Consider the following 13,184-nt stretch of genomic DNA (forward strand, 5'->3'; position numbering starts at 1 on the left):
AGGCTCGGTGCGACTCGGGCCATCGACCTGCGGTGGCCGGCACGTCCCTGGAGGTCGACGGCTGTGAACCGCGCACTGCGCGCCGCCACGATGGGTGTCCTGCTCCTCAACCCGGTCGCGTTGACCGCGTGCAGCGCCGGCCAGGTCTCCCAGACGGCCACCCAGGAGGGGGACGAGCTCGGTGCCGAGACCGAGGTCGGGGACATCACGCTGCGGCAGATCCAGCTCGCCTACCCCGACGACGGCCTCTACGAGACCGGCGAGGACGCCGAGCTCCAGCTGGTGATCGTCAACGCCGGCACCGAGCCCGACACGCTGGTGGGCATCGAGGGCGAGGCCTTCGACGGGGTCGTCGTCTCCGGCCAGGCCGCACCCTCCCCCACCGTCCCCGACTCACCGCCGGCCACCCCGACCACACCCGGGGCCACCCCCGAGACGACGACGCCGAGCCCGTCGCCCACGCCGACCGCCGGCACCCAGGTCGACATTCCCATCCCGCCGCGGTCCAGCGTGTTCCTCGGTGGCTCCGACGGCCCCACCGTCGAGCTCGCCGACCTCTCGGAGGAGCTGACCACCGGCGAGAGCATCGAGGTCACGCTGACCTTCGCGGAGGCCGGCGAGGTCACCGTCCCGGCGCTGGTGTCGGCCCCGGATCGGGTCCTGCCCCGCGAGGACGTCTTCGACTTCCACGAGGAAGAGGAGGGCGGCGAGGAGTCGGCCGAGGACCTCGCCCTCGAGGACGAGAGCGAGGCCGGCGGCGGCCCCGGCGAGCCGAACTGACGAAGGACCACCCTGCCTCCAACGTCTCGTCGGAGGACCCCGTCCTCCCACTCTTCGCAGGGTCGGGGCGGGCCCGGCGGGACCTGGAGGGTGGCCTCCTCCCCGGAACCGTCGGTGGCCGCGGTTAGCGTCGCCGCGTGCCACCTGCCGGAGTGAGGTCCGCCCGTCCCGCCCACCGCTGCACCGAGTGCGGCTACGGCTCCGCCAAGTGGGTCGGCCGCTGTCCCGAGTGCCAGGCCTGGGGCACCCTGCAGGAGGTCGGCACCGCCGCCTCCCCGCTGCGCGCCGTGGCCGCCGGCCCGGTGACCGCCCCGGCGGTGCCCATCGCCCAGGTCGAGCTCGCCGCCGCGCGCGCCGTGCCGACCGGCATCGAGGAGTTCGACCGGGTCCTCGGCGGCGGGCTGGTACCCGGCGCCGTGCTGCTGGTAGCCGGCGAGCCCGGCGTCGGCAAATCCACGCTGCTGCTCGAGGTCGCGCACCGCGTGGCCGCGATGAACGGCCCGGCCCTCGTCGTCTCCGGGGAGGAGTCCGCGGCCCAGGTGCGGCTGCGGGCCGAGCGCATCGGCGCCCTGCACGACCGGCTCTACCTCGCCGCGGAGACCGAGCTGTCGGCCGTCCTCGCGCACGTGGAGGACGTCGCGCCCTCCCTGCTGGTGCTCGACAGCGTCCAGACGGTGCGCTCCCCCGCCGTCGAGGGCACCGACGGCGGCTCCACCCAGGTGCGGGCGGTGGCCAGTGCGCTCACCGCCGTCGCGAAGAGCCGCGGGATGACCACCATCCTGGTCGGCCACGTCACCAAGGACGGCGCCATCGCCGGGCCGCGCACGCTCGAGCACCTCGTCGACGTCGTGGTCTCCTTCGACGGCGAGCGCCACTCCACCCTGCGTCTCATCCGGGCGATGAAGAACCGCTTCGGCCCGGCCGACGAGATCGGCTGTTTCGAGATCGGGGACACCGGCGTCGTCGGCGTCCCCGACCCTTCGCACCTGTTCGTCTCCCGGCGCAGCGCACCGGTCCCCGGCAGTTGCGTCACGGTCACCCTGGAGGGCAGCCGGCCGCTGCTGGCCGAGGTGCAGGCACTCGTCGCGGGCAGCGGCGGGGGCGGCTCACCCCGCCGCGCGGTCAGCGGCCTGGACTCCCAGCGCGTGGCCATGGTGAACGCGGTGGTCGAGCGGCGCGGCCGGGTCAGGCTCGCCGACGCCGACGTCTTCGCCGCCTCCGTCGGCGGGGTGCGCATCGCCGAGCCCGCGGCCGACCTCGCCCTGGCGCTGGCGATCGCCTCCGCGGCCAAGGACGTCCCGCTCCCCCGTGGCCTGGTCGCGGTCGGCGAGGTCGGGCTGTCCGGCGAGATCCGGCGCGTCGGCGGCACGGGCCGGCGGTTGGCCGAGGCAGCCCGGCAGGGGTACAAGGTCGCGCTGGTCCCGGAGGACGCCGGCAGCGCGCCGCGCGGCATGCGGCTGGTCGAGGTGCCCGACCTCGGCGCCGCCTTCGCCCGGCTCTTCTGACGCCACCGCGCCTGCGGGTACCGGCGGCGTGAGGTGGCTCACGGGCGACCGCCAGTACCGTGGTGCCCACGTAGAATCGGCCGCCACCACGTCGAACGTCAGGAGCGCTCGTGCCCCCCGCTGTGGACTCCGAGGTCGCGCTCCGCGAACTGCTCGGCCGCATCGCACCGGGCACGGCGTTGCGTGACGGCCTGGAGCGCATCCTGGCGGGGCGGACGGGGGCGCTGATCGTGCTGGGCTACGACCGCGTGGTCGAGTCCATCTGCACCGGCGGCTTCGCCCTCGACGTCGCGCTCTCGGCGACCCGGCTGCGCGAGCTGGCCAAGATGGACGGCGCGGTGATCGTCTCCTACGACGGCGCCCGGATCGTGCGGGCCGGCGTCCACCTCATGCCCGACCCGACCGTTCCCACCGAGGAGTCGGGCACCCGGCACCGCACCGCGGAGCGGGTCGCCATCCAGACCGGCTTCCCCGTGATCTCGGTGAGCCAGTCCATGCACATCATCAGCGTCTACGTCGCCGGGCGGCGGTACACGCTCGAGCACCCGACGACGATCCTGGCGCGGGCCAACCAGGCGCTGGCCGCGCTGGAGCGGTACAAGCTGCGGCTCGACGAGGTGGCCAGCACGCTGTCGGCGCTGGAGATCGAAGACCTCGTCACCGTCCGCGACGCGATGAGCGTGAGCCAGCGGCTGGAGATGGTCCGGCGGATCGCCGACGAGATCGAGGGCTTCGTCGTCGAGCTGGGCACCGACGGGCGGCTGCTGGCGCTGCAGCTCGACGAGATGCTCGCCGGCGTGGAGGAGGACCGCGCCCTGCTGGTCCGCGACTACCTGCCCTCCGGTCTACGCCGACCGAGGAGCATCGAGGACGTGCTGGCCGACCTGCGCGCGCTGTCGGCCACCGAACTGCTCGACCTCTCCGCGGTGGCCCGCTGCTACGGGTTGCCGACGTCCGCCGACGCGCTGGACTCCCCGGTCAGCCCCCGCGGCTACCGCCTGCTGGCCCGCGTCCCGCGGCTGCCGGCCGGCATCATCGACCGCCTCGTCGACCACTTCGGCGGCCTGCAGAAGCTGCTCGCCGCCACCATCGAGGACCTGCTCGCCGTCGACGGCGTGGGCGAGGCCCGGGCCCGCGGTATCCGGGAGGGGCTCTCCCGGCTGGCCGAGACCTCGATCCTCGACCGCTACAGCTGAAAGAGGGCCCCGTCCTCGCCCCCCTTCCGGGTCCCGCCCCGAGCGTGCGGGGGGGTGGGAAGAAGGGCGTCCTTCACGGGGCCTTCGGAGGACGGGTCCTCTCTCAGCCGATGGTGAACGGCGCATCCGGGCTGGTCTTGGTGTCCAGCCGGCCGCGCAGCGCGTACTGCCCCGGCGCCGGCTTCGTCCGGGGAGCGGTGCAGGTGGGCTCGCTGACCAGGCCGCTCCAGACCAGCGGGAAGGCCACCGACTCCCCCGGCGCGAGGGTGCGAATGTCGCTGCTGTCCTCCGGGAAGCAGTCGTTGCTGCCCCACACCCGGTTGCCGGCCGGGTCCAGCATCACGATCTCCTGCAGGCCCTTGTCGAGCACCCGAACGCACGGCACCTGCGAGACGTTGGTGACCACCAGCTCGAACGTGGGCTTGCCGCCGACCGGCGCGCTGCCGGGGGCGCGGACCTCCAGGCCGACCATGTCGTCCGTGCACGGTCCGCCCGGCGCGGGCCCCGCGGGTTCCGGGGCCGGTCGCGGGGCCGGCTCGGGTGCCGGGGTCGGCGTCCGCACACTGGCCAGCGAGGGCACCACCTGCTCCAGCGCCGGCGGCTCGGCGGGCGCGTCGGTCGGCCCGGTCGTCGCTGCGGTCGCCGTCGTCCCCTCGGCCCCGCCGGTCACCGCGGCGAGCGCCAGCCAGCCCCCGCCGCCCAGGACGGCGAGCAGCAGCGCGAGGACCAGCAGCCGCCGCCGCCAGTAGACGGCCGCGGGCAGGGGGCCGACCGGGTGCAGCACGCCGAGAACCGTAGTGCGCCGCGGACCGCTGACCTGCGGCGGCACGCCGACCGTGCGGGCGGCACACTGGGTCCCCGTGGACAGCCCGGCCCGCACCCTCCCGCCGTCGTCGAGCGAGGTCGGCGAGGTCCTCGTCGACTGGTTCGCGACCGCCGCCCGGGACCTGCCGTGGCGCCGCGCGGACGTGGACCCCTGGGCGGTGCTGGTCAGCGAGGTCATGCTGCAGCAGACGCCGGTGGCCCGGGTCGAGCCGGTGTGGCGGGACTGGATGGGCCGCTGGCCCACCCCGGCGGCCCTGGCGGCGACCTCCCCGGCCGAGGTGATCCGCGCCTGGGGCAAGCTGGGCTACCCGCGGCGGGCGCTGCGGCTCCGCGAGACCGCCGTGGCCCTCACCGAGCGGCACGGTGGGGTCGTCCCGGCCGACGTGGCGGCGCTGGAGGCATTGCCGGGCATCGGCACCTACACCGCCCGCGCCGTCGCCTGCTTCGGGCACGGGCAGCCGCAGCCGGTCGTCGACACCAACGTGCGGCGGGTGGTGGCCCGGTTGGTGCACGGCCGGGCGGAGGCGGCACCGGCACGGGCCACCGACCTCACCGACGTCGCGGCGCTCGCCCCGGCCGATCCGGAGCGGGCCGTCCGCTTCTCCGTGGCGGTCATGGAACTGGGCGCGCTGGTCTGCGTGGCCCGGACGCCGCGGTGCGCGGCCTGCCCGGTGCGGCAGCGCTGCGCATGGCGGCTGGCCGGCTACCCGGCTTCCGACGGCCCGCCCCGCCGGGTGCAGGGGTTCGCCGGAACCGACCGTCAGGTGCGTGGCCGGCTCCTGGACGTCCTGCGGACGGCCGAGGGGCCCGTGGCGGCCCCGCTGCTGGACGACGTGTGGGACGACGCCGTCCAGCGCGACCGGTGCCTGGACTCGCTGCTCACCGACGGCCTGGTCGAGCAGACCGACGATGGCCGCTTCATCCTTCCGGTCTGAGCACCCCGCCCACCTCTCCGCACCCTCCGGTGTTGATCATGGGGACGTTGCAGGCTGCCGCGGCGTGTCGGCGCGTGTCGGGCGCAAGAGGCCCATGATCAACACCGGGTGAGGGGCGCAGCGACCAGGTGGTGATCGAGCCACGGCGGCACGACCACCGCGCAGACGCCGAAGGACCCCTCCGCTCGGGTGAGCGGAGGGGTCCTTCGGGTGGCCTCGTCCCGGCCCCCTCCAGGGGTCCGCCCCGAATGTGCGAGGGGTGGGGAGAAGGGGGTCCTTCAACGGGAGGTGGGGAGGGCGAGGTCCTTGCTTACTCCGCCTGCGCCGGCGGCTCCCCGTCGCGGCCGGAGAGCGCGACCGGTGGGGTGTCGGGGAGGTCGATCGGCTTGGCCTCGCCGCGAAAGACGAACTTCTGCTCGGCGCCCTCGCCCTCGACGTCCACCACGATGATCTGACCGGCGGTCAGCTCGCCGTAGAGGATCTTCTCGCTCAGGGCGTCCTCGATCTCGCGCTGGATGGTCCGGCGCAGCGGCCGGGCACCCAGCACCGGGTCGAACCCGCGGGCCGCCAGCAGCTTCTTGGCGTCCTGCGTGATCTCCAGGGACATGTCCTTGTTGGCCAGCTGGGTCTCCACTCGAGCGACCATGAGGTCGACGATCTGGATGATCTCGTCCTCCGTGAGCTGGTGGAACACGACGATGTCGTCGATGCGGTTGAGGAACTCCGGCCGGAAGTGCTGCTTGAGCTCCTCGTTGACCTTGAGCTTCATCCGCTCGTAGTTCGACTGGGTGTCGTTGCCGACCTGGAAGCCCAGGCCCACGGCCTTGGAGATGTCCCGCGTCCCGAGGTTGGTCGTGAGGATCAGGATCGTGTTCTTGAAGTCCACGATCCGGCCCTGACCGTCGGTGAGCCGGCCGTCCTCCAGCACCTGCAGGAGTGTGTTGAACACGTCCTGGTGGGCCTTCTCGATCTCGTCGAAGAGGACCACCGAGAACGGCTTGCGCCGCACCTTCTCGGTCAGCTGGCCGCCCTCGTCGTAGCCGACGTAACCGGGAGGGGCACCGACCAGCCGCGACACGGTGAAGCGGTCGTGGAACTCACCCATGTCGATCTGGATGAGCGCGTCGTCCTCACCGAACAGGAACTGGGCCAGCGCCTTGGCCAGCTCGGTCTTACCGACACCCGAGGGGCCGGCGAAGATGAACGAGCCACCAGGACGGCGCGGGTCCTTGAGGCCCGCCCGCGTGCGCCGGATCGCCTGGCTGACGCTCTTGATGGCCTCTTCCTGGCCGATGATCCGCTTGTGCAGCTCGTCCTCCATGCGCAGGAGGCGGGTGGTCTCCTCCTCCGTGAGCTTGAAGACGGGGATGCCGGTCCAGTTGGCCAGCACCTCGGCGATCTGCTCGTCGTCGACCTCGGCGACGACGTCCATGTCGCCGGCCTTCCACTGCTTCTCGCGCTCGGCCTTCTCGGAGAGGAGGGTCTTCTCCTTGTCGCGCAGCGACGCGGCCTTCTCGAAGTCCTGCGCGTCGATCGCCGACTCCTTCTCGCGGCGGATGGCCGCGATCCGGTCGTCGAACTCGCGCAGGTCCGGCGGCGCGGTCATCCGCTTGATCCGCATCCGGGCACCGGCCTCGTCGATCAGGTCGATCGCCTTGTCCGGCAGGAAGCGGTCGGAGATGTACCGGTCGGCCAGCGTCGCAGCGGCGACGAGGGCGCCGTCGGTGATGCTGATCCGGTGGTGCGCCTCGTACCGGTCGCGCAGCCCCTTGAGGATCTCGATCGTGTGGCCGAGGGTCGGCTCACCGACCTGGATCGGCTGGAAGCGCCGCTCGAGCGCGGCGTCCTTCTCCAGGTGCTTGCGGTACTCGTCCAGCGTGGTGGCGCCGATGGTCTGCAGCTCACCGCGGGCCAGCATCGGCTTGAGGATGCTCGCGGCGTCGATCGCGCCCTCGGCGGCACCGGCCCCGACGAGCGTGTGGATCTCGTCGATGAACAGGATGATGTCGCCGCGGGTGCGGATCTCCTTGAGGACCTTCTTCAGCCGCTCCTCGAAGTCACCGCGGTAGCGGGAACCGGCGACGAGCGCGCCGAGGTCCAGCGTGTAGAGCTGCTTGTCCTTCAGCGTCTCGGGGACCTCGCCCTTGACGATCGCCTGGGCCAGGCCCTCGACGACGGCGGTCTTGCCGACGCCCGGCTCGCCGATGAGGACCGGGTTGTTCTTCGTCCGGCGGGACAGCACCTGCATGACCCGCTCGATCTCCTTGGCCCGCCCGATGACCGGGTCGAGCTTGGAGTCGCGCGCGGCCTGGGTCAGGTTGCGGCCGAACTGGTCGAGCACCAGCGAGGTCGACGGCGTGCCCTCGGCCGGGCCGCCGGCCGCGGCCGGCTCCTTGCCCTGGTAACCCGAGAGCAGCTGGATGACCTGCTGGCGGACGCGGTTGAGGTCGGCGCCCAGCTTCACGAGGACCTGGGCGGCGACGCCTTCGCCCTCGCGGATCAGGCCGAGCAGGATGTGCTCGGTGCCGATGTAGTTGTGGCCGAGCTGCAGCGCCTCGCGCAGGGACAGCTCGAGCACCTTCTTGGCCCGCGGGGTGAAGGGGATGTGGCCCGACGGGGCCTGCTGGCCCTGGCCGATGATCTCCTCCACCTGCTGGCGGACACCCTCCAGCGAGATGCCCAGGGACTCGAGAGCCTTGGCGGCGACACCCTCACCCTCGTGGATCAGCCCCAGGAGGATGTGCTCGGTGCCGATGTAGTTGTGGTTGAGCATCCGGGCCTCTTCCTGGGCCAGGACGACCACGCGGCGGGCTCGGTCGGTGAACCGTTCGAACATCTGCTGCTTCTCCTCTGACCGGCTGGTCCGGCGCTGCCCTCCCCGTGGTGGGGAGGAGCACCCGACGTCCGTCGGCGCGCGGGGCACCGGTTTTTCCACTGTAGTCGCGGACTCCGACCCTCCGTCGGCACGCGGCCGGTGCGGAAGGAGGGAGCTGTACGGTCCAACCGATGGGGGCGGGCCGGTGTTCCAGGTCCAATACGCCCACAGCGGACGGCGCGGCGGGTCACGTAGAGCTCCAGCGCGGACGGCGCGTCGAGGAATGTCCGGATCCAGCACGGACGGCGTCGGGGTACGCCGTCCAGTCCGGCCCCGTCGTCCGCCCGGCAGGTCAGCGCGAGGCAGACCCAGCAGAGCGGCTCCTCGTTGCCGCCGTCCGACCACCTCCCCAGGGCGGGTCGAGGAGGGTGACCGGTGCGAGGCACAGTGCCCGGCCGGCGACCAGCCCGGCGTCGTCGACCGCGTGCAGCCGGCTGGGCGCCGTCCCGCCCCAGGGCGAGCGGGGCGCCACGGCGTCCACGCCCACGGTCCAGCGGAACCGGTCAGGAGGGGCCGGGGGCCGTCCAGGGTGCTCACTCGACCACCAGCCGCATCCCTTCGGCCGCCAGCCGGCCGGTCAGGCACACGAGCAGGTCCCGTGCGGCGCCGTCGGCGATGGCCAGGGGTTCGAGGCGGACGGTGACCTGCCGGTGCCCCCGTCGCTGCAGTGCGACGACGCTGCCGCACAGCAGGTCCGCGGCGAACAGGTCGAGGTGTCCCCGCATCCGGACCGCGCCCGGCGCCGGTCGAGGCCGGCGGTGGTGCTCGGCGCGCGCAGGCGTGTCTCCACGGGGTCCCGCGCGGGGTCCGACGACCCTGGTCGCTCGCCCGGTGACACCGGAGGACCTCACCGGACGACGGCGGCCCGGCACCCCCTCGGAGGGTGCCGGGCCGCTGGTCAGCTGTGCGGTGGCCCCGTCCCGGGCCCCGGCCCCTGCAGGGCCCCGCCGCCGGCCCCGTCTCGGGGAGGACGGGGTCCTTGGAACGGTGGGGACAGGGGGTCCTTCAACGAAGGGTGGGAAGGACGGGGCCCTTCTTCAGTGCGCGGCCTCGTAGGCCTCGACGACACTGGCCGGGATGCGCCCACGGTCGCTGACCGCGTGGCCGTTCTTGCGGGCCCAGTCGCGGATGGCGCCGGCCTGCTCGCGATCCATGCGGCCGCCGGTGGCCCGCGACCGGCCGCCGCCGGAAGCACGCCCGCTGCCCCGGCCGACCTTGCGGGCGGCCTGCACGTACCGGGAGAAGGCGTCGCGCATCTCCTCGGCGTTCTGCTCCGACAGGTCGATCTCGTAGTTCGTGCCGTCGAGCGAGAAGGTCACCGTCTCGTCCGCGGGCACATTCTCGTCGAGGTCGTCACTGAGGATCACCTGGACCTTGCGCGCCATTCACCATCTCCACTTCCACTGCTCCGCCGGACGAGGTTCTCCTCACCCGGAGGAAGCCGTTAGTCTGTCGAGAAGAACCATAGACCATTCCTGCCGACATGAGGAACGGGACCCACAAAGGAGTGAGAAGCGGGCCTCGCGAGTTCAGGAGCCGGAAAGCGGGCGAACCAACGGGAAGAGGATGGTCTCCCGGATGCCCAATCCGGTGAGCGTCATCATCAGCCGGTCCATGCCCATCCCCATGCCGCCGGTCGGCGGCATGCCGTACTCGAGGGCCTCGAGGAAGTCCTCGTCGAAGGCCATCGCCTCGGGGTCCCCCTTGGCGGCGAGCACGGCCTGGGCGACCAGGCGCTCGCGTTGCGCCACCGGGTCGACCAACTCGGAGTAGGCCGTGGCCCGCTCCACGCCGGCGATGTAGAGGTCCCACTTCTCCGCCAGACCCGGCCGGGACCGGTGCGCGCGGGTCAGCGGCGAGGTGTCCACCGGGTAGTCCATGACGAAGGTCGGTTCCTGCAGCGTGTCCTGGACCAGCGCCTCGAACAGCTCCTCGACGACCTTGCCCGGCACCCACGCCGGGTCGACCCCGACGTCGTGCCGCTCGGCGAGCGCGCGCAGCGTCTCCGGCGGCGTCTCGGGGGTGACCTCCTCGCCGACGGCGTCGGAGACCAGCGCGTGGAGCGGCACCTGCCGCCACTCTCCCGACAGGTCGATCTCGGTGCCGTCGTTGTGCCGCGCCACGTGGTCGCCGAACAGCGCAGCACAGCACTCCTGCGTCAATTCACGGGTCAGCGTGGCCATCACCTGGTAGTCGGCGTAGGCCTGGTACGCCTCGAGCATCGCGAACTCCGGCGAGTGCGTGCTGTCGGCACCCTCGTTCCGGAAGTTCCGGTTGATCTCGAAGACCCGTTCCAGCCCGCCGACGATGCACCGCTTGAGGAACAGCTCCGGTGCGATGCGCAGGTACAGGTCGAGGTCGAATGCGTTCATGTGCGTGCGGAACGGCCGCGCGGCGGCGCCGCCGTGCACCGTCTGCAGCATCGGCGTCTCCACTTCGAGATAACCGCGCGCGGCCAGTCCCTGCCGCAGGGTCGACATCACCGTGGCGCGTTGCCGGACGGTGCGGCGCGCGTCGTCGCGGACGATGAGGTCCACGTAGCGACGGCGGACCCGCAGTTCCTCGCTCATCGGCTTGTGCGCCACCGGCAGCGGCCGCAGCGCCTTGGCGGTCAGCTGCCAGGAGTCGGCGAACACCGAGAGCTCCCCGCGCCGCGACGTCCCGACCTCGCCCTCGACGAACACGTGGTCGCCGAGGTCCACGTCGGCCTTCCACGCGGCGAGCGATTCCTCGCCGACCCGGTCGAGGGAGAGCATGACCTGCAGCTCGGCGTCGCCCTCGCGCAGCGTGGCGAAGCACAGCTTGCCGGTGTTGCGGACGAAGATGACCCGCCCGGTGACGCCGACCCGCTCGGCGGTCATCGTGTCCGGCTCCAGGTCGGGGTGCTCGGCGCGGACGGCGGCGAGGGTGGTCGTGCGGGGGACGGCCACCGGGTAGGGGTCGATGCCGCTCTCGCGCATCCGGTCCAGCTTCGCCCGGCGCACCCGGAGCTGTTCGGGCAGTTCGTCGTCCGGCGGGCCTGGGGGGAGCTCACTCACGGGCGTCGAGCCTACGGGGAGCCGCTGCGCCGTCCGGTGGCAGAACGATCACCGGCCTGGTGGCGCTCGAAGGCCAGCCGCAGCCCGTGCACGGTCAGGTCCGGTTCCCGCTCCCCGATCGACCGGCAGCTGTCGGCGACCAGGGGCGCCAGCCCGCCGGTGGCGACGACGACCGGCGCGGTGCCGAACTGCGCGACCAGCTCCGCGGCGATCCGGGACACCAGCCCGTCGACCAGGCCGGCGAAGCCGAGCACCAGGCCCGACTGCAGCGCCGCGACGGTGTTCTTGCCGATCGCCTGCGGCGGCACCGTCAGCTCCACCGAGCGCAGCTGCGCCGCACGGGTGGCCAGCGCCTCGAGGCCGACCTCCACGCCGGGCGCGAGGGCGCCGCCGAGGAACTGCCCGCCGGGACCGACCGCGTCGACGTTGGTCGACGTGCCGAAGTCGACCACGACGACGGGGCGCCCGCGGCCGCCGGGGCGGCGGCCGAAGAACTCGTGTGCGGCCAGCGCGGTGACCACCCGGTCGGCGCCGACCTCGCGCGGATTGTCCACGTGCAGCGGGACGCCGGTCCGCACGCCGGGCCCGATGAGGACGACCGGCACCTCGAGGGAGTCCAGCAGCGCGCGCAGCGCCGGCAGGAGCGCGGGCACCGTCGAGCAGGCCGAGACCCCGGTGACCTCGGTGTCGCGCAGCAGCCCGCGCCAGAGCATCCGCAGCTCGTCGGCGGTGGCCCGCGGTGCGGTCGTCACCCGCCAGCCGCCCACCCGCCGCCCGCCGTCGAAGGTGGCCAGGACGGTCTGGCTGTTTCCGACGTCGACGGTGAGCAGCACGGTCAGCTCGCCCGCAGGTCGAGCGCCAGGTCGAGGATCGGCGCCGAGTGGGTGAGCCCCCCGACCGAGAGATAGTCGACGCCGGTCTCGGCGACGGCGCGGGCCATCTCGAGGGTCAGTCCGCCGGTGGCCTCCAGCTCGGCCCGGCCGCCGACCAGGGCCACGACCTCCCGCAGGGTCTCCGGCGGCATGTTGTCGCAGAGCAGGAAGTCCGCACCGGCCTCGACCGCCTCGACCGCCTGCGCGGGCTCGTCGACCTCCACCTGCACCGTCACCCTGGGCGCGCGCTCGCGCACCGCGGCGACGGCGGCGGCCACCGAGCCGGCGGCGGCGACGTGGTTGTCCTTGACCATAGCGACGTCGTAGAGGCCCATGCGCTTGTTCGACCCGCCGCCGCAGCGGACGGCGTACTTCTCCAGCGGCCGCAGCCCCGGCGTGGTCTTGCGGGTGTCGAGGACGACGGCGCCGGTGCCCTCGACCGCGTCGACCCACCGGCGGGTGAGCGTGGCGATGCCGCTGGCCCGGCTGGCGATGTTGAGCGCGCTGCGCTCGGCGGCCAGCAGCGCCCGCACCGGCCCGCGGACGGTCAGCAGCACGTCGCCGCGGGTCACCCGGTCGCCGTCCGCGGCACCGGCGGTGAGGGTGGCGCCGGGGGTCAGCCGGGTGAAGACGCGGGCGGCGACCGGCAGGCCGGCGACCACGCCGTCGGCGCGGGCCACGAGGTCCGCGGTGCCGAGCTGCCCGGCCGGCACGGTGGCGGCGCTGGTGACGTCGTGGGCGACGGCTAGGTCGGGGGCGCCGGGCAGCGGCGCGCCGCCGCTGAGGTCCTCGGCCAGGGTGCGCTCGACCAGCTCGGTGACCCAGGCCTCGGCCAGGCCGGTGCCGGCGAGGTCGCGCGGGTCGGCCAGGTCCCGGGGGGTGCTCACCACGGCCGCACCACCGGCGTCCCCACCGGGCGGCGGGTCACCTGCAGGGAGCCGTCCTCGCCGAGCCGCACGTCCAGGTGCACCCGCCAGTCCTCCTCGGTGTCGGGGTGGTCCTCGCGCCAGTGGCAGCCGCGGGTCTCCTCGCGGGCCGCGGCGGCGGCGGCCAGCGCACCGGCCACGGTCAGCAGGTCGGTGGCCTCCCAGCCCGCCACGCCGGGTGCTGTCCGCACACCCGCACCGCCCACCCGGTCCGGCCCGAGCCCGGCGGCCA

Annotated in this window: 11 protein-coding genes and 1 pseudogene; 4 read left to right on the top strand and 8 right to left on the bottom strand. The window is 73.5% G+C overall.

The genetic code is table 11. The annotated features are described in order from the left end of the window. Window positions 1-63: 63 nt before the first annotated feature. From E4P41_RS09200 to disA, 3 genes are all read left to right on the top strand, one after another. Window positions 64-780: a hypothetical protein gene (locus E4P41_RS09200; protein WP_135140784.1), complete on the top strand. Its 717-nt coding sequence runs from the start codon at window positions 64-66 to the stop codon at window positions 778-780. A 137-nt stretch (window positions 781-917) separates the two neighbouring features. Next, window positions 918-2,285, top strand: a complete 1,368-nt coding sequence (gene radA / locus E4P41_RS09205; RefSeq protein ID WP_135140786.1) for a DNA repair protein RadA — start codon at window positions 918-920, stop codon at window positions 2,283-2,285. 110 nt (window positions 2,286-2,395) lie between these two features. Continuing rightward, on the top strand, window positions 2,396-3,481 hold the full coding sequence (gene disA, locus E4P41_RS09210; RefSeq protein WP_135140788.1) for a DNA integrity scanning diadenylate cyclase DisA: 1,086 nt from the start codon (window positions 2,396-2,398) through the stop codon (window positions 3,479-3,481). 103 nt (window positions 3,482-3,584) lie between these two features. On the opposite strand, the gene E4P41_RS09215 is transcribed toward disA, so the two are convergent. Next, entirely contained in the window at window positions 3,585-4,265 is a 681-nt protein-coding gene (locus E4P41_RS09215) for a MucR family transcriptional regulator (RefSeq protein WP_135140790.1), read from the bottom strand. A 76-nt stretch (window positions 4,266-4,341) separates the two neighbouring features. Here E4P41_RS09215 and E4P41_RS09220 point away from each other — a divergent pair, with 76 nt between their 5' ends. Next, complete coding sequence (locus E4P41_RS09220) at window positions 4,342-5,241, top strand: A/G-specific adenine glycosylase (RefSeq protein ID WP_135140792.1); 900 nt, start codon at window positions 4,342-4,344, stop codon at window positions 5,239-5,241. Window positions 5,242-5,551: 310 nt separating this feature from the next. Here the strand turns inward: E4P41_RS09220 and E4P41_RS09225 are convergent, their stop codons facing one another. From E4P41_RS09225 to E4P41_RS09260, 7 genes and pseudogenes are all read right to left on the bottom strand, one after another. Beyond that, window positions 5,552-8,077 (bottom strand): ATP-dependent Clp protease ATP-binding subunit, encoded by a 2,526-nt coding sequence (locus E4P41_RS09225; RefSeq protein ID WP_135140794.1) that lies wholly within the window; start codon window positions 8,075-8,077, stop codon window positions 5,552-5,554. A gap of 572 nt (window positions 8,078-8,649) precedes the next feature. Then, on the bottom strand, window positions 8,650-8,841 hold the full coding sequence (locus E4P41_RS09235) for a hypothetical protein (RefSeq protein ID WP_135140796.1): 192 nt from the start codon (window positions 8,839-8,841) through the stop codon (window positions 8,650-8,652). Between the two features lie 312 nt (window positions 8,842-9,153). Continuing rightward, window positions 9,154-9,501: an Lsr2 family protein gene (locus E4P41_RS09240; RefSeq protein ID WP_135140798.1), complete on the bottom strand. Its 348-nt coding sequence runs from the start codon at window positions 9,499-9,501 to the stop codon at window positions 9,154-9,156. Window positions 9,502-9,645: 144 nt separating this feature from the next. Beyond that, the gene (lysS, locus tag E4P41_RS09245; protein ID WP_135140800.1) at window positions 9,646-11,154 is read right to left on the bottom strand and encodes a lysine--tRNA ligase; all 1,509 of its coding nucleotides are present in this window, start codon (window positions 11,152-11,154) and stop codon (window positions 9,646-9,648) included. A gap of 11 nt (window positions 11,155-11,165) precedes the next feature. Continuing rightward, window positions 11,166-11,987: a type III pantothenate kinase gene (locus tag E4P41_RS09250; RefSeq protein WP_135140802.1), complete on the bottom strand. Its 822-nt coding sequence runs from the start codon at window positions 11,985-11,987 to the stop codon at window positions 11,166-11,168. A 2-nt stretch (window positions 11,988-11,989) separates the two neighbouring features. Beyond that, a complete protein-coding gene (gene nadC / locus E4P41_RS09255; RefSeq protein WP_135140804.1) occupies window positions 11,990-12,913 on the bottom strand; it encodes a carboxylating nicotinate-nucleotide diphosphorylase in 924 nt (307 codons plus the stop codon). Continuing rightward, window positions 12,910-13,184, bottom strand: a pseudogene (locus E4P41_RS09260) (L-aspartate oxidase); the annotation flags it as partial. The pseudogene E4P41_RS09260 and the gene nadC, both read right to left, overlap by 4 nt.

Source organism: Geodermatophilus sp. DF01-2 (assembly GCF_004571065.1).
Classification (GTDB): domain Bacteria; phylum Actinomycetota; class Actinomycetes; order Mycobacteriales; family Geodermatophilaceae; genus Geodermatophilus.